Genomic DNA, 17,635 nt, shown 5'->3' on the forward strand with positions numbered 1-17,635 from the left:
CGATGAATATCCCTAATCTGATCACCGTATTACGTGTCCTGCTGATTCCGATCTTCATTCTGTTGTTCTATCTGCCGTACCACTGGAGCTACATGGCCGCCAGTTCGGTGTTCGCCCTGGCAGCCGCGACCGACTGGCTGGACGGATATCTGGCAAGACGCCTGGAGCAAAGCACACCGTTCGGGGCCTTTCTCGACCCGGTGGCTGACAAACTGATGGTGGCCGTTGCGCTGGTGTTGCTGGTGCAGGCCCACGCCAACCTCTGGCTGACCTTGCCGGCCGCCGTAATCATCGGTCGAGAGATCGTTATCTCGGCGCTGCGCGAGTGGATGGCGGAGCTGGGGGCACGAGCCCAAGTCGCCGTCTCGAACCTGGGCAAATGGAAAACCGCTGCGCAGATGCTCGCGCTGGTCATCCTGCTGGCCAACCCCCCCGCGTTTACCTTCTGGGTGGTGTTGGGTTATGTGCTGCTGATGATCGCGGCGGGCCTTACGCTGTGGTCGATGGTGCAATACCTTCGCGCCGCATGGCCGCATCTGCGCACGACCACAGATGAAAAATAAGTATTTTTAAATCAAGGGGTTGACGGGGTCATTTGAGTGTATAGAATGGCGCCCACACAAAGCGGGAATAGCTCAGTTGGTAGAGCACGACCTTGCCAAGGTCGGGGTCGCGAGTTCGAGTCTCGTTTCCCGCTCCAGTTTGTATGCGTTTAGCGGTAGTGGTTGGATCGTTGAGCGTTTGAGGCCGAGTAGCAAAATGGTTATGCCGCGGATTGCAAATCCGCTTACGCCGGTTCGATTCCGACCTCGGCCTCCACTATTAAAGCCCGTAAGATCAACGTCTTACGGGCTTTTTTGTGGGGGGCATTTAATGAATCACTTCCGCAATTCTGGCTATCGCTTCCGCAACACGCGATGAAGCGAGAGCTCAGATACCAAGCCACTCATCTCTGTCACCGGTTCATCTGAGCCTGGGCAGGTTTGCGCGCCGTCAGATAACACCGCACGCCATCCGATCACCGCCGCCGCCCAATGGCATTGGCATATCCGAATGGTTGTCGCCGCCCACATGGATCATGAGCGCGTGGCCTTTGATGTCGGCAATGTTCTTCAGGCGTGGTGCGAGCACAGGGTAATTGGCCACTCCATCGGCGTTGACGTAGACCGCTGGCAGGTCACCTAAGTGGCCTTCGCCATAGGGCCCCAGATGCTTGCCAGTTTTCGCTGGGTCGAAGTGGCCGCCTGCTGCGAGTGCCGCGACTTTTTTGCCGTCTTTCATGCCCGAATCGCAACTCGCCTTTTCGTGAACATGCAAACCGTGAATCCCGGCGGGTAAAGATTTCAGATCTGGGGTGAACACCAGCCCGTAAGCGGTCTCGCTGATGGTCACGTTGCCAACGGGCTGTGGGGCGCCATCAGCGCTCACCAGGTTCATGGGGACATCAAGCGACGCCGCTTGAGCGCTCACCGTAAATGCCCCAATCAGGGCCAGCCACAAAGCGGATTTCATAGACACCTCATTCAGTTTGTCAAAAGAAGGGCAAGACAGCTGCGACAGCGTTTCACCCTTCGCAGGGAGAGAGCATAGACAAGGTATCGAGGTTGCGACGGTAAACAAACGTAACCAATTGAATCCGAAAGCTTTGAACTTGCCTCAAGGGCTGCGGGTGTATATATTCCCCACTCTTGTCAGCTGGCCTCGCGATACGACGCGCGAAGGTCAAGGATGATATGTGCTACCGCCCTGATGGTGAAATTGGTAGACACACCGGACTTAAAATCCGTCGTCCGAAAGGATGTGCCGGTTCGACTCCGGCTCGGGGCACCATATTCGATTCTCATGCCCTCTCAGGCATGCTCAAAAGACCCCGCTAGCCCAGGCTACGCGGGGTTTTTTGTTATTAAGCTACCGCAACTCTTCTCACGCCTGCTCAGCATTTTTAGTACATTTACCAGCACATTCTCAATTCGATTAATCTGGTGATGTACTAATCCCCCTCACTGACACGGCTGTCCGGCAGGCAAAGCCCCGCGACAAGGATTACACCCTCACTGACTCGGCCGGGCTGTCGCTCTTCGTTGCTGCCAAGGGCGCTAAGTCGTGGCATTTCAGGTTCTCCTGGCACGGCCGCCAACCGCGCATATCCCTCGGCACTTACCCTGAAGTCAGCCTCAAGCAAGCACGCGAACGCCGGGATCAGGCCCGCTCGCTCATAGCAAAAGGAGTAGACCCGCGATCGGCCCGGCGTGAAGAAAAGCTGACCGCCAGCAACGGTGCGGTAAAAACCTTCGAAGTTGTCGCTGAAGAATGGCATGCCTTCAAGTCACCGCGCATGACGGCGGCCCGCAAGGGCGGTGCGACCCAATCGCGCATGTACCTGGACAAAGACCTCATTCCATCACTAGGCAAGTTGCCAATATCAGACATCCGTCGCAGCGATGTGCTGTCGACCATGCGAAGAGTCGAGGCCCGGGGCGCGTTGAATGTCGCGAGGAAGTGCCGCTCATGGCTGAATGAGATCTTCCGGTTCGCGATCGCTTCCGGCTACATAGAGCACAACCCTGCGTCCGACCTGGACATCGTCGCGGTGAAGGAGCCGCCCGAGAAGCACAACCCGATGCTTCGGCTGGCTGAGCTTCCCGAGTTTCTCAATGCGCTGCGGACATTCACCGGCGCCGAGTACACGCGCAGCGCGGTTAGGATATTGTTGTTGACCGGCGTTCGCACTGGCGAGCTTCGCTTCGCCACCCGCGATCAGTTCGACCTCGACGGCGGTCTGTGGACGATTCCGCCGACAGGCGTGAAGCAGTTGCAGAAGTTGATACGAGGTAAGGATGGGGCGAAAGTGCCGCCATATCTCGTGCCGCTGTCGCGGCAGGCGGTGGAGGAGATACGTAACGTCATGGAAATGACCGGCGCCTACACACTGCTACTGCCGGGCCGAAGTGACCCGGCAAAGCCGATAAGCGACGGAACGGTCAACATGGCGTTGAAGCGTATGGGATATGAGGGCCGACTGACCGGGCACGGGATCCGCGCGACGATTTCGACTGCCCTGAACGAGATGGGGTACAACGAGGATTGGATCGAGGCCCAGCTGTCGCACGCCGGATCAAGCAAGATCCGGAAGACGTACAACCATGCCGAGTACGTGGAACAGCGGCGGGAGATGATGCAGAACTGGGCTGACTACCTGGACAAGGTCGAGGCCATTTAAGGCACGCGCTTGCGCGCCTCAGCCTTGCTCGCCGCCCACTGCTCGACCTCTGAGCGTATCCAGGCAACAGCCTGTTCGCCGACCTTTGCCTGGCGGGGGAATCTCCCGCCGACGGCCATGCGATAAATGGTTGCGGTGCTAAGCCCGGTGATGCGCCGCACTTCTGGCAAGCGGATGTACTCGATAGGCTCGGCTTTTTGAGCTGTGTTCATGTTGGCTACTCCGTCCGGGGTTTATGTGGGGTTGAGTGGATGAATCAGTCGGATCTAAATACTTCATTCGTTACGGCCCTCCAGTCCTGAATATTTGCTACTGGATCTCGTCCGAACCAGCGTTCGGCTTCTCTCGCTAGGTTCTCGCGGGCCTCGGCCCATCCGCCGCCTAGGCGAAGCGCTTTCACACGGACTTGATCACCGAGGGAATTGCATTTCCTCAGGTTGGTTGATGCACTTATGAGCATGCAGGTATCTCCCGCCCGCTTTACTGCAGCAGGCGTCTGTTAGGTTTTATGGAAGATGAGTTGGGAGGCGAAGACTTAGGCGATGGACCGCCGTGGGATACAGCGCTAAATGGCGCTGTGGTTAAATCGCTTTTTAAGCCGCTTGTTTTACAAGGAGAGTAAATGATAGGAAGCAGTCATTTCGAAGCGTGGTTCGAGGCGAACACGACAGCGATTGAGATCCTCGATCAGTGGGAAGTACTCGACGCAAACGAGTTGTCACCCATTGTCGGAAAGCTGAGACGTCAGCTCGATGGTTTCTTGGAAGCTTTCCCTGGCGAATGGCCTAGAAAGGAACGGTTGTTGGCCCACGTTGGGGCGTTGGCTCAAAACCTCTCCGCTGGCCATAAAGCAAAGTGTCGCTCTGACGTTCGCGACCTTCTCCTCGCAGACCTCCCCGAGCTTTTCAAGTACCTGCTGACGAAGGCTGGTCCTTTGTAAGGCTGTGACTGATGAGGTAGGACGCAGCGACGCGTACTACGCTGCGACTGACATCTGCTCGCGAATTTTCCAAGGATCATTCGCCCGAGCGAGCGCAGCCATCGGCGGAGGACTGACGCTGTTGCCGCACATATGGACCTGCTCGGTCTTCGTGAACCATTTGCCGTCTGCGCCGTGGGTGATGATGTAGTCCGCTGGAAAGCCCTGCGCCCGGTACAGCTCAGCCGGTTGCAGCATCCGCAGCCTGATGTCGACGATCACGTACGGGATGCCCTTCACCATCACGGTGACCAGGCCGAGGCGATCCTTTGTGGTGATCGTCGGAGTAGGCTGGTGGCAGCTGCTCATGTTCTCCGTGCCGTAGTAACTGATCAGGAATGCAGCAACACGCAACGCGCCTTCTTCATGCTCTGGAGACAACTCAAAGCTGACCAGCGAACTCTTGCCACCCCCGCCGGCGGTGATGGTTGGCGCCGGTTCGGCCAGGTGCTGTCCAACGCTTGCGCCAAACTGGCGCTCCATGAAAGCGGTGACGAGCCCGTGATGAGTCCCGCCGGCGCTGACCGTGTGGAGTGGATCGGCGGCGGCCCGGGCGTCGCAGTTGCCGCGCAGGTGCAGAAGATGCGCCGTGGCGAGCATCTGGTGTTGCCCTGTCGTGAGCGTCGGTACCGGGCCCTCGATATCTGACGGGGCGTGGCCGGTCGTGTTGGTAACCAGGGTTGCCGTCACCAGCTGCTGTTGGCTGCCAGTGTTCGTTACTGTGGTTACCGGGTCCTCAAGACTTTTCGCGACAGTGGTGTTGAATCCGCCGTTCATCTGCGCCATGAACGCGGTGGCGATGCCCATGGCGTGCGCGGCGCCGGCAGGACGCTGGTAGTTGCCGCCGCTAGTGATGGTTGGCAGCGGTTCGTCCAGCGATTTGCCCTCGTCGTTGAATCTGAACTTCACCAGGTGCGCCGCAGCGAGTGCGTGCTTTACGCCTCCAGCGACGACGGTCCCCAGCGGCTGATCCAATCCCGGCACGCGCGGTTGCTGGCCCGCGCGCTCCCCGTAGCCGGTCTGAACCAGCGTAGGACTGATCAATGTCAGTTCGCCGCGCTTGGCGCAGGTCACAGTCGGCAGCGGCTCAAGTGGATCGTTGATACGGTCACTGCCCTGATGCGTGGCCGGTGCGATGATTGGGCTCACCACCGAGAACGCCCCGCCTTTCGGGTAAGACGTCACGGTGCGCAGCGGCTCGTTCAGCGACTGTACCGTCTCAGTCGACCAGTTCGCGATCGGCACAATAAACGGGGCAGGGTGGTCGATGACGAACTTCCTCATGCCCTTGGCGATTCGGCGTTTGGTGGCGTCGGCCAGCTCATCCTTGCGGCCGAAAATGCTCTTACCCAAATCGCTGAAGTCGATGCACTCGGCGGCGGTGCGATACTTCAGCTGGCCCTTGCCGGGCTTCTTCGCGTGGGTCGGCTCCGGCCACACGATTGGCTGTCCGTCGCAGCGAGCGATCATGAACAGGCGTTCCCGGCTGGTGGGCGCGCCGAAGTCGCACGCCTTGATCACTCGCCACTCGACCACGTAACCGTGCTGCTCCAGCAGCTCCACAAAACGTTTCCAGGTGCTGCCTTTGCGCTTTGGGTTTGGGACGAGGAACTGCTGGTCCACCGGAACGATCTCGCTGGGCGCGGCAACCACCTTCACCAGGACTTCTTTGCCCTTTTTGTTCACGCCTGGCACCAGTTTGATGATGCGGCCGGTCGCTTTGTCGCGCTTGGCGATCAGCGGACCCCACTGCAAAATCTGCTTCACGTTTTCCAGGCTGATGACTCGAGGCTTCTTCTTGCCTGCCCACTTCAGCCCGATCCACGAAAGGTTGCGGATCTCGCGCTTGCGCGGCTGTCCGCCGGCGGCCTGGCTGTGGTGGGTGCAATCCGGTGACATGTGAAACCAGCCGACCGCCTTTCCGTCGCACTCGGCGTCCGGATTTCCGTCGAACACGTCGGTGGTGAAATGCCTGGCGCCCGGGTGGTTGATAGTGTGCATGCTGATCGCTTTAGCGCTGTGATTCTTCGCCACGCTGACCTTGCGACCGAGGCCCATTTCCAGGCCCGTACCGGCGCCGCCACCGCCGCAGAAAAAGTCTACGACGAGCTCATCGTCTTGCGGGTCGAAGCCGAGGCCGTACTGCGTTTTGAAATCGAAGGTGTGGCTTTTCTGAATTGCAGACATGCGTAGTCCTCAACGGTATATTGCGTTCGAGTTTTTTGGAGATAGGGATATGGGTCTGTTCAGTTTGGCGCAGGAGCTTCTCTACCCTATATATGGGGCGATGCAGAAGTTGAGCAGCGGCAATGGCGTAAGATGCGTCAATGACTCCAAAGGTCGAGTTACGCTTTATTCAAAGATGCTCGCATCAGGCAATCTTGCGGAGCTCGCCTTTGACATTCAGTCGATGGCAGCAAGAGCTGCCACGACAGGCGCGGCCGCAAGGGCGCTGGTGGATGAGATGAGAACTGCCACTGGACAACCGGTGAACATTGACCCTAACAATAAGTGGCCCAGGGTTGGCTTCTCAAAAATCGCTCACGTCGCTGTTGTGGCGGAGCAACTTTCGGCTTTTTTCAACTCTTCAAGTAATCACCCGCGAACAATGGATATTGGTCGGTCAATGCAGGTATCTTCCGGCGTATATTTTATAGATGCTGGGCAAGCGGAAATTCGTCCAATCTTTCAGAAAAATCGGGATACTGGTCAGGGTTCATACCGCGTCTATCCAGACGGTGGTAATAATAAAAACAACGATTTGAAAATAGTTAGTCACGAAGATGTTGCTCATCATGCCAAGTCAGGTAGTTCCATCAGGTGCTTGCTCCCGAGCGGCGCTAGTAGCAATCGCTCTCTGAATTCCAAAGATGTGACTGGCCTGGTAATTGATGGGGCATACATACCGTCGACACTGCCGGCTGGGCGTTCGGCCAGGGACCGCGGCTTGCCAGTGGAGGAGCTTCGGAAGGTGACCGCTGACTACATTTGGAAAGCTGTCCAAGGTTTACTTGCGGGTGGTCAGGCCGAAGATTTTGGAGCGTCTGTTGACTACGATCTTCTGGTTGACGACGGAGTAAGACTGGCTCCAAAGCAAGTGTTCGGTCTTGCCGCATCGGCTGCCCTCGGATTTAGCGTGAAGCCATTGCACTTCACCGCGGGCGCCAACACCGTTTGTTTTCAGCTCCTCGAAGACGCCGGCTACAGAATCGTCCCTAAAGACAGCGATCCGGTGCCGATTGATGTGCCCGCGGAGCAAGAGCAGCGAGAGTGGGCGGAAGGCTCCCCTAGATTAGTAAGCCATTTTCGCCGAGAGCGTGCAGCGGGGTTGGCCAAAGCAAAAAAGGCAGAGTTCCGAAAACAGCACGGCCGGCTATTTTGCGAAGGCTGTAAGTTCGAGCCATTCGAGACCTACGGGGTTTATGCGGATGCTTGTATCGAGGTTCACCACAATGCCTTCCACATTGCCGACATGAACCCTGGCCAAAAGACCACGCTAGACCATTTGCAGTGCCTTTGCGCTAACTGCCATCGCGTACTGCATCGACAACTTGCTGTAACGGCAGATCGGGTGACGTGACGCGATAGGCGTCCTCAGCCAACTCGCAGAAGAACGAGCAGGAAGGGATCTTCTCGTTCCGCCGCACCGGGCCGTCGCCCAGGTCTCTCAGCGAGTAACGGTCGTTGGTGGTGCGGTTCCTGTGGAGGTATGAGCCTGGGCCCAGCAGATCCTGCACCTGGCAGAGCGATTCGAACTGTTCTGGGAAGTCTTCACGGATGGCTCGGAAATATCCTTCTCCGCCTTTTACACAGCCGACGCAGTTGGCATTGTCGTAGCCAAGTCGGTACATGAAGGGCAGCTCGATGCCAGCTCGTTCGACCATCGCCTTGCAGTCTTCCTTGCCCAGCCCGCGATCAATCAGCGGCGCTATCACAGCGCGATCAGGGTTGCGCTCTCGGAAGGTGTCCAGTCGATTCTGCTCCTCTGCGGTATAGCCGAACACCATGAGGTCACCTGGCTGTTTCCACGCGTCCAGCAGCCGGCGCTTGAGCAATTTGGTGCAGGGCGCTCCAAATTGATTTTTCACATAACGCTCGCGCCGGAAGACTTCGATGATGTCGGCCCCGTATTTCGAATCACGTAGCACGGTTATGGGCCGTCCGAACCAGGCTTCACAGTTAGCAAGAAATCGCCGGTTGTCTTCGTGCTCGTTGGATAGGAACGCGTTGATGATCTGCACGTCATGCGTGCTGCCGTAGTCGGCCAGTGTCAGCTTGGTTGCCACCGCCGAGGCGGCGCCGCAGCTGAACTGGCAGACGATGCGTGGTTTGTCTGATGGCATGGCTGATCCTCGCCAGTGGGGTGATTCGTGAGAGTGTGAGGGAGTGGGGAGTTGGTCCCGAGGGTGTCTTGCTCGGTTGTGATAGGGTGCAGCGATTTCTGTGGCGATTCCGCGTAAGTGCGGTGATAAGCTAAATGGCGATAACTAAAGCTACGAGTCGATGACGATGACGATGAAAGCAAAAGTGAACGTGAGCGTGAACGTGAGCGTGAAAATCATCTCAACTTTACGCTGGCTCAAAGTAGAAGCTGAACCGGGTATATATGAAATGATGCCCGGAATTTCTATAGTTAATGAGCCTGCAATTGTAAACGGTTGGCTGGATGTCTCTTTCAAACATTTTGCGGGCCAGATTGAGTACCAACATCTTCGTGATTCTGATCACTTGGTCGTATGCAGGCCGGAGGACACTCCGATTTGGAGCCGGTATGATCACAGCGAGCCTCTGCTTCTGGCATGGCTGGTCTGGGTTGGATGGCTTATTGAAGATTCGTGGTTAGTTAAAGATAACGCAATCGGATGCGAACTCGCGCATTGCAATCTAAAAAATGACGGTAAAGTTTTTTGGACCAGTAATGGACTGTACTCCACGCTGTCTAAAGCCAATGGTGAAGCCCTAGTGCCGACGACGTTTGACGCATCTGAACTTTTGATGTGGAACAACGTGAGTTCAGAACTAAGGGGGCACCTTCATGCTAAAGGGTTCAGCATTAAGCAGTCGCCAGTGTCAAAGGCTAGTTCGCGCTTTGATAGGTTCCTTAGTTTTATGACTTCTTCGCGAAAGATCGCCTATCCTTCGTTGAAGATTGCCCAAGTTTGCAGTGCACTGGAAAGCCTCTTTTCTACTAGCACTGGTGAGTTGACACATCGGCTTTCAGAGCGGGTGGCGCACTTTCTAGGAGGATCAGCGGAGGCTATGGAGGGGCGCTATCAATTCATGAAAAAGGCCTATGCGATACGTTCTCAGGTTACGCATGGATCTCATATAAGGCAGTCAGATATTGAAGCATCGCCAGAGATAAGCGAGGGGCTAATGAATATCTGCCGCGAGATTGTATTTTTAGTCCTTCGTGTTCCGACTAAACAGGCAGTTGTGTACGGCTCTAATGAGTTTATTGAGAATTATTTTCGGAAAGAGTTATTTCGTTGCGCGTAAGGTTGATGGTTGGAAGACTCATTAGCTTGCTAGTAAAAGTCGCCTACGCTTACCGCTCCACAGGAAGGGATACGGTCATGAGTGAAGACAGGGAAAGGGATCTGCGGATGGCGCTGAAGGCGGTGCCGGTCGCGGCGCAGGAATGCTGGGTTGATATAGACGAGCTCACGGAATTGGCTATTCAGTCGATGTACGGCGAGCAGTTCTACAACCCAGCGGACGTGGCTTAGGCGACAGTGCCGATCGAGGCACCGGGCGATGCGCTGCCGGTGATCCACTGATCAGGCGCGGCGCACCTTGAAATAGCACATCGCACTGGCATCCACGCAGGATTCTTCCAGCTCACGGTAGGCCAGGTATTTCGCTTGGCTGCGAGTTGCCGCCCAGACCTCTGTCAGATGGCCGCGCGCCCTGGGGCTCCAGTCCAGCTCATCCCAGTCGAACGCGAAGGGCAACACCTCCCATTTTTTGAGTGGCAGCTTCTCGGACATGTCGCCGTACTGGACTTCCCAAGTGGGATGGTAGTTGCGTATTCGCTTCTTCGGGTCGCTGTCCAGCACCACGCCGATGTAGTTGCCTCTGTCGGCGAGGATGATTCCCGGCTCACCGTTGGCGATGACACGGCGCCCGACGTCTGCCGGCACGTTGTAGTGCTGGCGCACGTCCGCGCAGTTGTGGCTCATATCGATGCTCCATGCGAAAGCCCTCCGAAAGTCCGGTGGCGAATAGGTTGGTGGTGGTTTATAAGTGGTGACCGGCATGTGGCCGGATCATGTAGGTTATAAAGATGCAGGCCCCGACAGACAATCTCTACAAATTTATGGCCATTGCAGGCCTGATATGTTCTATATTTTTTTATTTTGACTATAACAAACGCTACGATTCGCTCATGGAGACTATTAACATTCGTAGAATGGAAGCTACAGAAATTGCCGCCAAAATAGAAATAATAAAAAAGAAGCAAGATCGTCTAGACGAAAAAACGGCCCAGGCACAAAAGAATAATTCTGACCTAGAGACTTGGAAAGGAATCCGTGATGGGTGGGAAGCTAATCAGCCGCTCTTTGACGAAATAGACATGTTACAGGCTAAAAGCGTGCAAAATATAGAGTTTGTTAAGGAGACTAGAGATGAACTTTCTTCGCTGCTGAAACTGTACAGAACACTCGGATTCGCTTCCATGTTTCTGTGCGTTGTAGGCATGTTCTTGTGGTACACGAAAACTCAGAAATTTCTAGACATTAAAGAGCGAACTATTACGCCCTAGCTGTTTGCAACAGCGCCGCTGGCGTTTTTAAGGTCAATGGTATCGCCGCATCGCCGGAATTTACCTGTGCTATCAATGGACAGAACCCGCGCCAAGACTTATATGGCGCGGGCCTATCTTTAGGAAGAAAAGCTGCCGAGCGCGAGTTTCGCCGCCGAGCCAATCTTGTCTTCCAGCACTGACTTAAACTCTTGAGCAATGGCCTCGCGCTGCACCTCCTCACCAACCCAGCGCAGTTTCAGCACCGGCACCGATCCGCTGGTAATCACAGAAATGCGCAGCGTGATCTGCTGCTCGGTCAACCCCTCAAACGGCACGACGTGGAACTGCAGAGCCGCCGGCAGCGTTTCTTTGCTGCGTGCCTCGATCTGGTCCATCGCACTCCGGCTGGCGCTGGTGTCGCCGACCGTTGTCTCCGACTCGCTTGTGGCCTTGATGGTGATCGTGCGTACCGCCGCAATGGCTTTGGCGATCGGGATCGCGGTGCCTGCATCATCGACCGGCGTTAGGTGCTGGTGCCAGTCCTCGATCCAGTCGCTCAGGTCCTTCTGCGCAAGACGGTTACCCGGAATTTGCTGCGCGGCGGTGTACCCGGCGGTTGCCTTGAGCTTCAGCACCGCGCGGTCATCGGCATGGCCAGGTGCTGATGTGGTGCCGAGGTTGAACAACAGAACGCAGCTCATCTCTTCCTGATGGATGAAACCGCGAGCTCCAGCCTCGGCGCGGTCGGTGACATACGCGCTGAAGTCCGCCAGCGAGTGAGTGGCGTAGGTGCCTCGGAACCGGCTGCGGCCGGCCTGGTATTTCTCCAGATCCACAACGTTGGTGCCTTCCGGCAGCAATGCAGTGGGCGTATCAGTAGGCAGTGCCTTGCCGGTGGCTTCCAGCGCGGTGTCGGTGATGAGTTGTATCGCTTCTTTGCTCAGGGACATTTCACAGGTCTCGTATGGGGGAAGGGGGTGTTAGGTGCGGGGCTTGATGGGTGCTTCGTTACGACTGAACAGCTGATCGTGCTTTTCCTGGAACAGCGAAATCTTGCCGCCGGTGCCGACATGCATCGGTGTGTCGAGGCTGGTGTTCTCGCTACGGGTGCCGCGCTTGATCGGCACTTTGTAGTCGAGCTTGTGTTTGATCTTCACCATCTGGCCTTCGCCGATCTGGCTGAAGTAGAGGGTGATGACGACCTTTCCGGCCTTGCCGTGGTCAACTACGCCGGCGGCTACCTCTGACAGGGCGTGACCGATCTGGCTGGCGAACGCGCCGCCGTTGAGTTTTTCGAGGAATTCGGCGGTATCGGTTGGAGTGGACGTGCGTGCTACTCCGATTGGGCGCGAAGCCCGCTTGGTGGGAGTTGATGTTGGGATGCTTTTTTGTTGCGCTGCGGGGTCTTGAAAACTCGTCTCACGCCGCTTTCACCCGACTCCAGGTGAAGCCATCCGCGGTGAGCGTTTGGTCATGCGGCGTTCTGTAAGTCGGCGGCGCGCGGTGGGCGCTCTGGATAGCGCGACCGGTTTCCCCTGGCTGGGAGCAGATGAAGCGGGGTTGGCACTGACTCATACCACCCGCGCCCTCCGCTGAAGCCGACCACGCTCCGCCGCCTGGGCATGTTCGGTGCGCCAGCACACGCTCAGCTTGCCACCGAACTAAAAGGCTGCCAGGTCGAGAAACGCGCCCTGCTGGACGAGGAGCTGCATGGCGGGTTGAGCGATGTTCATAATGGTCCTTGCCCCTCCGTCCCCAGATGCGTTGTTCTCCCATGGCGACAGCGCTAAGCCCAAGCGGGTCGTTCATCGGCGGTCTATCGCGCTGCTTTCCGCACTGCCGGCACGAGCATACGCACGCGTGTCCCTTATCGGGAGCTCCGCTTTTCACAATACCGATCCTCCCTTCAGTTGAAACTCCCATCTCGCGGACCGATTAAAGACTGTTGGAATAAGTACAGAACGCTTCGCGTTTAGAATCGCATCTCTAAAGTTAGTATGCGACGAAAGCCTAAATATTCGTTTAGATTAAAATAACTTACGCAAACAACTCGATTGAATCCGTTGTAAGTTGGATCCTATATATCTTTAAAAGTGGTGATTTATTGCTTGTAGTATTGTCGTTGCTCGCCGCATAGTGTCAATGCGCCACATTCTTGGCCGTGCAGCACAATATTGAAAGTCAAAGGGGTTTCTGCATGTTAGCTTCCTTGTCGGTAAATGCAAAGTTAGTACTGGGTTTTGGCGCGATGGTGCTAATTATCTTTCTGATTTCTGCGTTATCCGTTATTAGTTTAAATGAGTCGAACCTGCGCTTCTCAAACTATGTCGAAGGGTTGAATAAGCGCATGGGGCTGATGAATGGTTTGCTGCTTTCCGCGCAGCAGCGCGCTATTTCAGCCCGCAACCTTGTGCTGGTCATTTCCGACACTGATCGACAGTCTGAAGCGGACATCTTGAATGCCGAGCATCAGAAGGTGAAAAGTCTGCTCTCAGCATTGGTCGCTGGCGTCAGCGCGTTGCCAGCCTCCGCCGATAACGATAATGCCCGTAAGTTGGTTGCCGAGATTGAGGGGATCGAGAAAGTCTATGGTCCTGTTGCCCTGGAGATTACCCGGCTTGCCATGAGTGGTGATCGCAGTACCGCAATTACTATGATGAACAATGAATGCCTGCCGCTTTTGAAAAAGCTGGTGGCCAGCGTCACTGATTACAAACGCTTTAATACAAAGATTGCACTGGCCAGCGTTGATGAATCGCAGGTCGAATATAGAAGCAATCAACAGTTCTTGATGTTTATATGCGCATTGGCCATTGCCGTAGGGGTCGCGCTAACCGTTCTTATCGTTCGGGGACTGTCACGCGCCCTGGGTGCAGAGCCCATCCTCTTGTCAACCATCGCTCAGCGCGTTGCAAGTGGTGACCTGCGCCCGATTCCCGGAGCAGAAACCTCAGTGGCCGGTAGCGTGCTCTCTTCCCTGAGTGAGATGCAGTCCCGTCTGAGCCTGCTTATAAGCCAGGTCAACACGTCATCGGCGGTGATCTCTGCTGCTGCAGTGGACCTTTCCGCTGCGACAGAGCAGACCCGCATCGGGGTAGGCAATCAGAGAGTCGAAATCGACCAGGTCGCCACCGCCATCCACGAAATGGTAGCCACGACCCTTGAAGTTGCGCGCAACTCGGAAGAGGCAGCCCATGCGGCACTCAGCGCTAATGCTCAGGCGAAAACCGGCGGCACTATGGCAAAAGACGCAATAGCCCAAATGAAACGTCTGGCTACGGAGGTGTCAAAGTCTTCCGCCGCCATGGCACAACTAAAAAAAGAGAGCTTAAATATAGGTGGGGTGTTGCAAGTCATAACGTCCGTTGCAGATCAAACCAACTTGTTGGCGCTGAATGCTGCTATCGAAGCGGCAAGGGCGGGCGATGCGGGTCGAGGATTTGCGGTGGTGGCGGATGAAGTGAGAACACTTGCCAAACGGACACAGGGCGCAACCCTGGAAATTGGCGCGCTGACCACCAATCTGCAAAAAATAGCCGAAGAGGCTGCCGGGATGATGGAAGTCTGCCGTGGTTTGACGGAGGAAACTGTCATACAGGTTTCAAACACGGGGCATTCAGTTGAAACCATTGTGGAGATGATTGATAACATCCAGCAGATGGTCAGGCAGATCGCAACCGCCGGTGAGGAGCAAAGCTGTGTCGCTGAGGAGATTAACCGCAGTGTGACGTCGGTTCGTAATATTGCAGATGATTCAGCTTTATCTTGCGAGAGAACGGCCAGTTCGAGTAATAACCTGGCAGAGCTGGGGGTCGTACTCCAGCGGCAAGTAGGCCACTTTAAGGTCTGACAAGATACTTAATACGGTGTCTGTCGGGTTGAAGGATGCACGAACTCAATGGCGCTACTACGTGGCACTGGTACAAATAGCCCGGAGTGTATGAGCGCCAGCGAGAGGCACTTGGGGCAGCCCCAAGTGCCTGTTTCGTTTCAGCGCTGTAACCGAACTTCCTCAGCCCCGCAACACCTTGCGCAAAAACGGTGCCGTCCGGCTCTCTTCCACGTCGGCAACCTGCTCAGGCGTCCCACACGCCACAACATTGCCACCCTTGTCCCCAGCGCCCGGGCCGATGTCGATCACCCAGTCACTCTGCGCCACCACGCGCATTTCATGCTCAACCACCACCACGCTGTGCCCCGCATCCACCAACGCATTCAACTGCGTCAGCAGGCGATCCACATCGGTGGGGTGCAGGCCCGTGGTCGGCTCATCGAGCACATACAAGGTGGCGCCGCGTTGACTGCGCTGTAGCTCCGTCGCCAGTTTGATGCGCTGAGCCTCACCGCCGGACAACTCAGTCGCAGGCTGACCCAGACGCAAATAGCCCAGACCAATATCACGCAGCACCGTCAGCGAGCGGACAACCCCCGGCTGATCGGCGAATACATCCACCGCCTGTTCAACCGTCAGCTGCAACACGTCGGCGATACTCAACCCATTCCACTTGATCGCCAAGGTGTCCTGGTTGTAGCGCGCACCATGGCAGGTCGGGCAGGGCGCGTAGACGCTGGGCATGAACAGCAATTCAACGCTGACAAACCCTTCGCCCTCGCACACCGCGCAGCGGCCTTTGGCGACGTTGAACGAGAACTGTCCGGCGTCGTAGCCGGCCTTCTGCGCGTCGGGCGTCGCGGCGAACAGCTTGCGCACGTTGTCGAACAGGCCGGTATAGGTCGCCAGGTTGGAACGCGGGGTGCGGCCGATGGGTTTCTGGTCAACCTGCACCAGCCGCTTGATCGCGCTCATTCCGCCCGCAATGTGCCCGCCGGTGGGTTGCGGCGCATCGTCTTCCAGGCTGGATTCTTCCGCCTCGGCCTCCGCAACAGGGCGTCCCAATTCGGCGCCCACCAGCTCCAGCAATGCCTGGCTGACGAGGCTGGATTTGCCCGAACCGGAGATGCCGGTCACCGAGGTGAAGCAGCCCAGCGGAAATTCAGCGCTCAGTGAATTGAGGTTGTTGCGGGTAATGCCTTCCAGGCGCAGCCAGTCGGTCGGCTGTCTTCTTGCCGAACTCAGCGCGGAATGCTCGGCGAACAGATGACGGCCCGTTTGCGAGGATTCGATCTCGGCCAAACCTGCGGGAGGGCCGCTGTACAGCACGTGCCCGCCATGCTCGCCGGCAGCAGGGCCGACGTCGATCAGCCAGTCGGCGCGGCGCATGGTTTCCAGGTCATGCTCGACGACGAACAGCGAGTTGCCGGAAGCCTTCAGCTGCTGCAACGCCGTGAACAGCGCTTCGCTGTCCGCCGGGTGCAAGCCGGCAGAAGGCTCGTCCAGCACGTAGATCACGCCGAACAGTTGCGAGCCCAATTGCGTCGCCAGGCGCAGGCGCTGCAGTTCACCGGATGACAGCGACGGCGTGCTGCGATCCAGCGCCAGGTAGCCGAGCCCCAGTTCGGTGAGGGTGCTGACCCGCGCCAGCAAGTCCTGGGCGATGCGTTGGGCGGCGAGGCGCTTCTCGACAGACAGGTTCGGTGTCGCGCGCACATCGGGGGCTGCGTCGTGGGCCGAACCGCCTGCAGTGACCCGCTTCTTTTTCGCCTTGGCCATCTGCTCGCGATCCAGCACAGCGCTGCCGCGATCTTCATTTTCAAAAACGCCCGCAGCCACTGGACGCAAGACTTCAGCCAGCCGCAGCAGCGGCATCTGCGCCAATTCGCCGATATCGAGGCCGGCAAACGTCACCGACAGGGCCTCGCGCTTCAGGCGTTTGCCATCGCACAACGGGCAGGGGCTGCCGCGCATGAAACGCGACACGCGTTTTTTCATCAACGCGCTCTGGGTGGTGGCAAAGGTGTGCTGCACGTAGCGGCGGGCACCGGTGAAGGTGCCCTGATAACTGGGTTCGAGTTTGCGCTTGATCGCCAGACGGGTTTCTTCCGGGGTCAGCCCTCCGTAGACCGGCACGTTAGGCTGCTCATCAGTGAACAGAATCCAGTCGCGATCCTTTTTCGGCAGGTCGCGCCACGGGGTGTCGACGTCGTAACCCAGGGTGACGAGGATGTCCCGCTGGTTCTGGCCGCCCCATGCCAGGGGCCATGCCGCGATCGCGCGTTGGCGGATGGTCAAAGAGTCGTCCGGGACCATCAGTTCTTCAGGAATCTCATAGACCCGGCCCAGGCCGTGACACTCGGGGCAGGCGCCCTGGGGCAGGTTGGGCGAAAAGTCTTCGGCATAGAGCATCGGTTGCCCCGGCGGATAGGTGCCGGCGCGGGAATAGAGCATGCGGATCAGGCTGGACAGAGTGGTCACGCTGCCGACCGATGAGCGCGTACTCGGCGTCCCTCGTTGCTGCTGCAGCGCGACGGCCGGGGGCAGGCCCTCAATGGAGTCAACGTCGGGCACGCCCACCTGATCGATGAGGCGTCGGGCGTAGGGCGCGACGGATTCGAAATAGCGGCGTTGGGCTTCGGCGTAGAGGGTGGAGAAGGCCAGCGATGATTTGCCTGACCCCGACACGCCGGTGAACACCACCAGTGCGTCGCGGGGGATGTCGACGTCCACGTCCTTGAGGTTGTGCTCTCGGGCGCCGCGAACCCGGACGAATCCGGGGCGGTCGGCGTCGACGGTGAAGGAAGAAGGGCGGGCGTCGTCTGGCAGGTGCGGCGGTGTGGTCATGGGTGAGGC

At 57.3% G+C, this 17,635-nt stretch carries 16 protein-coding genes and 3 tRNA genes; 11 read left to right on the forward strand and 8 right to left on the reverse strand.

What is annotated here, in order from left to right:
- The first annotated feature begins 2 nt into the window (after positions 1-2).
- The 3 genes from pgsA to M1E04_RS11900 all read left to right on the forward strand — a co-directional run bounded on the left by pgsA (position 3) and on the right by M1E04_RS11900 (position 819).
- Complete coding sequence (gene pgsA / locus M1E04_RS11890; protein ID WP_065990459.1) at positions 3-563, forward strand: CDP-diacylglycerol--glycerol-3-phosphate 3-phosphatidyltransferase; 561 nt, start codon at positions 3-5, stop codon at positions 561-563.
- A gap of 61 nt (positions 564-624) precedes the next feature.
- Positions 625-700, forward strand: a tRNA-Gly gene (locus tag M1E04_RS11895).
- A 45-nt stretch (positions 701-745) separates the two neighbouring features.
- Positions 746-819, forward strand: a tRNA-Cys gene (locus M1E04_RS11900).
- Between the two features lie 174 nt (positions 820-993).
- Here the strand turns inward: M1E04_RS11900 and sodC are convergent.
- Positions 994-1,512 (reverse strand): superoxide dismutase [Cu-Zn] SodC, encoded by a 519-nt coding sequence (gene sodC / locus M1E04_RS11905; protein ID WP_456293050.1) that lies wholly within the window; start codon positions 1,510-1,512, stop codon positions 994-996.
- Positions 1,513-1,743: 231 nt separating this feature from the next.
- Here sodC and M1E04_RS11910 point away from each other — a divergent pair.
- Together M1E04_RS11910 and M1E04_RS11915 are read left to right on the forward strand one after the other, a co-directional pair.
- Positions 1,744-1,830: transfer RNA gene (locus M1E04_RS11910), tRNA-Leu, on the forward strand.
- A gap of 163 nt (positions 1,831-1,993) precedes the next feature.
- The gene (locus tag M1E04_RS11915; RefSeq protein ID WP_456293184.1) at positions 1,994-3,220 is read left to right on the forward strand and encodes a tyrosine-type recombinase/integrase; all 1,227 of its coding nucleotides are present in this window, start codon (positions 1,994-1,996) and stop codon (positions 3,218-3,220) included.
- Here M1E04_RS11915 and M1E04_RS11920 read toward each other — a convergent pair.
- Positions 3,217-3,432, reverse strand: a complete 216-nt coding sequence (locus M1E04_RS11920) for a helix-turn-helix transcriptional regulator (RefSeq protein ID WP_456293051.1) — start codon at positions 3,430-3,432, stop codon at positions 3,217-3,219. The two genes, M1E04_RS11915 and M1E04_RS11920, sit on opposite strands and share 4 nt — an antisense overlap.
- A gap of 410 nt (positions 3,433-3,842) precedes the next feature.
- Between M1E04_RS11920 and M1E04_RS11925 the strand changes: the two genes are divergently transcribed.
- On the forward strand, positions 3,843-4,160 hold the full coding sequence (locus M1E04_RS11925; RefSeq protein WP_456293052.1) for a hypothetical protein: 318 nt from the start codon (positions 3,843-3,845) through the stop codon (positions 4,158-4,160).
- Positions 4,161-4,196: 36 nt separating this feature from the next.
- Here M1E04_RS11925 and M1E04_RS11930 read toward each other — a convergent pair whose 3' ends face one another.
- Positions 4,197-6,386 carry a DNA cytosine methyltransferase gene (locus M1E04_RS11930; protein ID WP_456293053.1) on the reverse strand — a complete coding sequence of 730 codons (2,190 nt, stop codon included), beginning with the start codon at positions 6,384-6,386 and terminating at the stop codon, positions 4,197-4,199.
- Between the two features lie 49 nt (positions 6,387-6,435).
- Between M1E04_RS11930 and M1E04_RS11935 the strand changes: the two genes are divergently transcribed.
- Entirely contained in the window at positions 6,436-7,779 is a 1,344-nt protein-coding gene (locus M1E04_RS11935) for an HNH endonuclease (protein WP_456293054.1), read from the forward strand.
- Here M1E04_RS11935 and M1E04_RS11940 read toward each other — a convergent pair.
- Positions 7,721-8,542 carry a hypothetical protein gene (locus tag M1E04_RS11940; protein ID WP_456293055.1) on the reverse strand — a complete coding sequence of 274 codons (822 nt, stop codon included), beginning with the start codon at positions 8,540-8,542 and terminating at the stop codon, positions 7,721-7,723. The genes M1E04_RS11935 and M1E04_RS11940 overlap by 59 nt on opposite strands.
- Positions 8,543-8,708: 166 nt before the next feature.
- Here M1E04_RS11940 and M1E04_RS11945 point away from each other — a divergent pair, with 166 nt between their 5' ends.
- Positions 8,709-9,698 (forward strand): hypothetical protein, encoded by a 990-nt coding sequence (locus tag M1E04_RS11945; protein ID WP_456293056.1) that lies wholly within the window; start codon positions 8,709-8,711, stop codon positions 9,696-9,698.
- Between the two features lie 77 nt (positions 9,699-9,775).
- Positions 9,776-9,928 carry a hypothetical protein gene (locus M1E04_RS11950; protein ID WP_456293057.1) on the forward strand — a complete coding sequence of 51 codons (153 nt, stop codon included), beginning with the start codon at positions 9,776-9,778 and terminating at the stop codon, positions 9,926-9,928.
- Between the two features lie 51 nt (positions 9,929-9,979).
- Here M1E04_RS11950 and M1E04_RS11955 read toward each other — a convergent pair whose 3' ends face one another.
- The gene (locus M1E04_RS11955; protein WP_456293058.1) at positions 9,980-10,381 is read right to left on the reverse strand and encodes a hypothetical protein; all 402 of its coding nucleotides are present in this window, start codon (positions 10,379-10,381) and stop codon (positions 9,980-9,982) included.
- A 104-nt stretch (positions 10,382-10,485) separates the two neighbouring features.
- Here M1E04_RS11955 and M1E04_RS11960 point away from each other — a divergent pair, with 104 nt between their 5' ends.
- Positions 10,486-10,965: a hypothetical protein gene (locus tag M1E04_RS11960; RefSeq protein ID WP_456293059.1), complete on the forward strand. Its 480-nt coding sequence runs from the start codon at positions 10,486-10,488 to the stop codon at positions 10,963-10,965.
- A 119-nt stretch (positions 10,966-11,084) separates the two neighbouring features.
- On the opposite strand, the gene M1E04_RS11965 is transcribed toward M1E04_RS11960, so the two are convergent.
- Complete coding sequence (locus tag M1E04_RS11965) at positions 11,085-11,897, reverse strand: DUF2303 family protein (RefSeq protein WP_456293060.1); 813 nt, start codon at positions 11,895-11,897, stop codon at positions 11,085-11,087.
- Between the two features lie 30 nt (positions 11,898-11,927).
- Positions 11,928-12,290: a hypothetical protein gene (locus M1E04_RS11970; RefSeq protein ID WP_456293185.1), complete on the reverse strand. Its 363-nt coding sequence runs from the start codon at positions 12,288-12,290 to the stop codon at positions 11,928-11,930.
- Positions 12,291-13,144: 854 nt separating this feature from the next.
- On the opposite strand from M1E04_RS11970, the gene M1E04_RS11975 reads away from it, so the two are divergent.
- Positions 13,145-14,797, forward strand: a complete 1,653-nt coding sequence (locus M1E04_RS11975) for a methyl-accepting chemotaxis protein (RefSeq protein ID WP_456293061.1) — start codon at positions 13,145-13,147, stop codon at positions 14,795-14,797.
- A 162-nt stretch (positions 14,798-14,959) separates the two neighbouring features.
- Here the strand turns inward: M1E04_RS11975 and M1E04_RS11980 are convergent, their stop codons facing one another.
- Positions 14,960-17,626, reverse strand: a complete 2,667-nt coding sequence (locus M1E04_RS11980; protein WP_456293062.1) for an excinuclease ABC subunit A — start codon at positions 17,624-17,626, stop codon at positions 14,960-14,962.
- Positions 17,627-17,635: the final 9 nt, after the last annotated feature.

Source organism: Pseudomonas sp. AK106, assembly GCF_053903055.1.

What these genes read in the sequence shown, in the direction of transcription:
- pgsA (WP_065990459.1), top strand. Translation starts at nt 3, where the DNA reads ATGAATATCCCTAATCTGATCACCGTATTACGTGTCCTGCTGATTCCG.
- M1E04_RS11940 (WP_456293055.1), bottom strand. Translation starts at nt 8,542, where the DNA reads ATGCCATCAGACAAACCACGCATCGTCTGCCAGTTCAGCTGCGGCGCC.
- M1E04_RS11925 (WP_456293052.1), top strand. Translation starts at nt 3,843, where the DNA reads ATGATAGGAAGCAGTCATTTCGAAGCGTGGTTCGAGGCGAACACGACA.
- M1E04_RS11945 (WP_456293056.1), top strand. Translation starts at nt 8,709, where the DNA reads ATGACGATGAAAGCAAAAGTGAACGTGAGCGTGAACGTGAGCGTGAAA.
- M1E04_RS11975 (WP_456293061.1), top strand. Translation starts at nt 13,145, where the DNA reads ATGTTAGCTTCCTTGTCGGTAAATGCAAAGTTAGTACTGGGTTTTGGC.
- M1E04_RS11965 (WP_456293060.1), bottom strand. Translation starts at nt 11,897, where the DNA reads ATGTCCCTGAGCAAAGAAGCGATACAACTCATCACCGACACCGCGCTG.
- sodC (WP_456293050.1), bottom strand. Translation starts at nt 1,512, where the DNA reads ATGAAATCCGCTTTGTGGCTGGCCCTGATTGGGGCATTTACGGTGAGC.
- M1E04_RS11930 (WP_456293053.1), bottom strand. Translation starts at nt 6,386, where the DNA reads ATGTCTGCAATTCAGAAAAGCCACACCTTCGATTTCAAAACGCAGTAC.
- M1E04_RS11960 (WP_456293059.1), top strand. Translation starts at nt 10,486, where the DNA reads ATGCAGGCCCCGACAGACAATCTCTACAAATTTATGGCCATTGCAGGC.
- M1E04_RS11950 (WP_456293057.1), top strand. Translation starts at nt 9,776, where the DNA reads ATGAGTGAAGACAGGGAAAGGGATCTGCGGATGGCGCTGAAGGCGGTG.
- M1E04_RS11920 (WP_456293051.1), bottom strand. Translation starts at nt 3,432, where the DNA reads ATGAACACAGCTCAAAAAGCCGAGCCTATCGAGTACATCCGCTTGCCA.
- M1E04_RS11935 (WP_456293054.1), top strand. Translation starts at nt 6,436, where the DNA reads ATGGGTCTGTTCAGTTTGGCGCAGGAGCTTCTCTACCCTATATATGGG.
- M1E04_RS11955 (WP_456293058.1), bottom strand. Translation starts at nt 10,381, where the DNA reads ATGAGCCACAACTGCGCGGACGTGCGCCAGCACTACAACGTGCCGGCA.
- M1E04_RS11980 (WP_456293062.1), bottom strand. Translation starts at nt 17,626, where the DNA reads ATGACCACACCGCCGCACCTGCCAGACGACGCCCGCCCTTCTTCCTTC.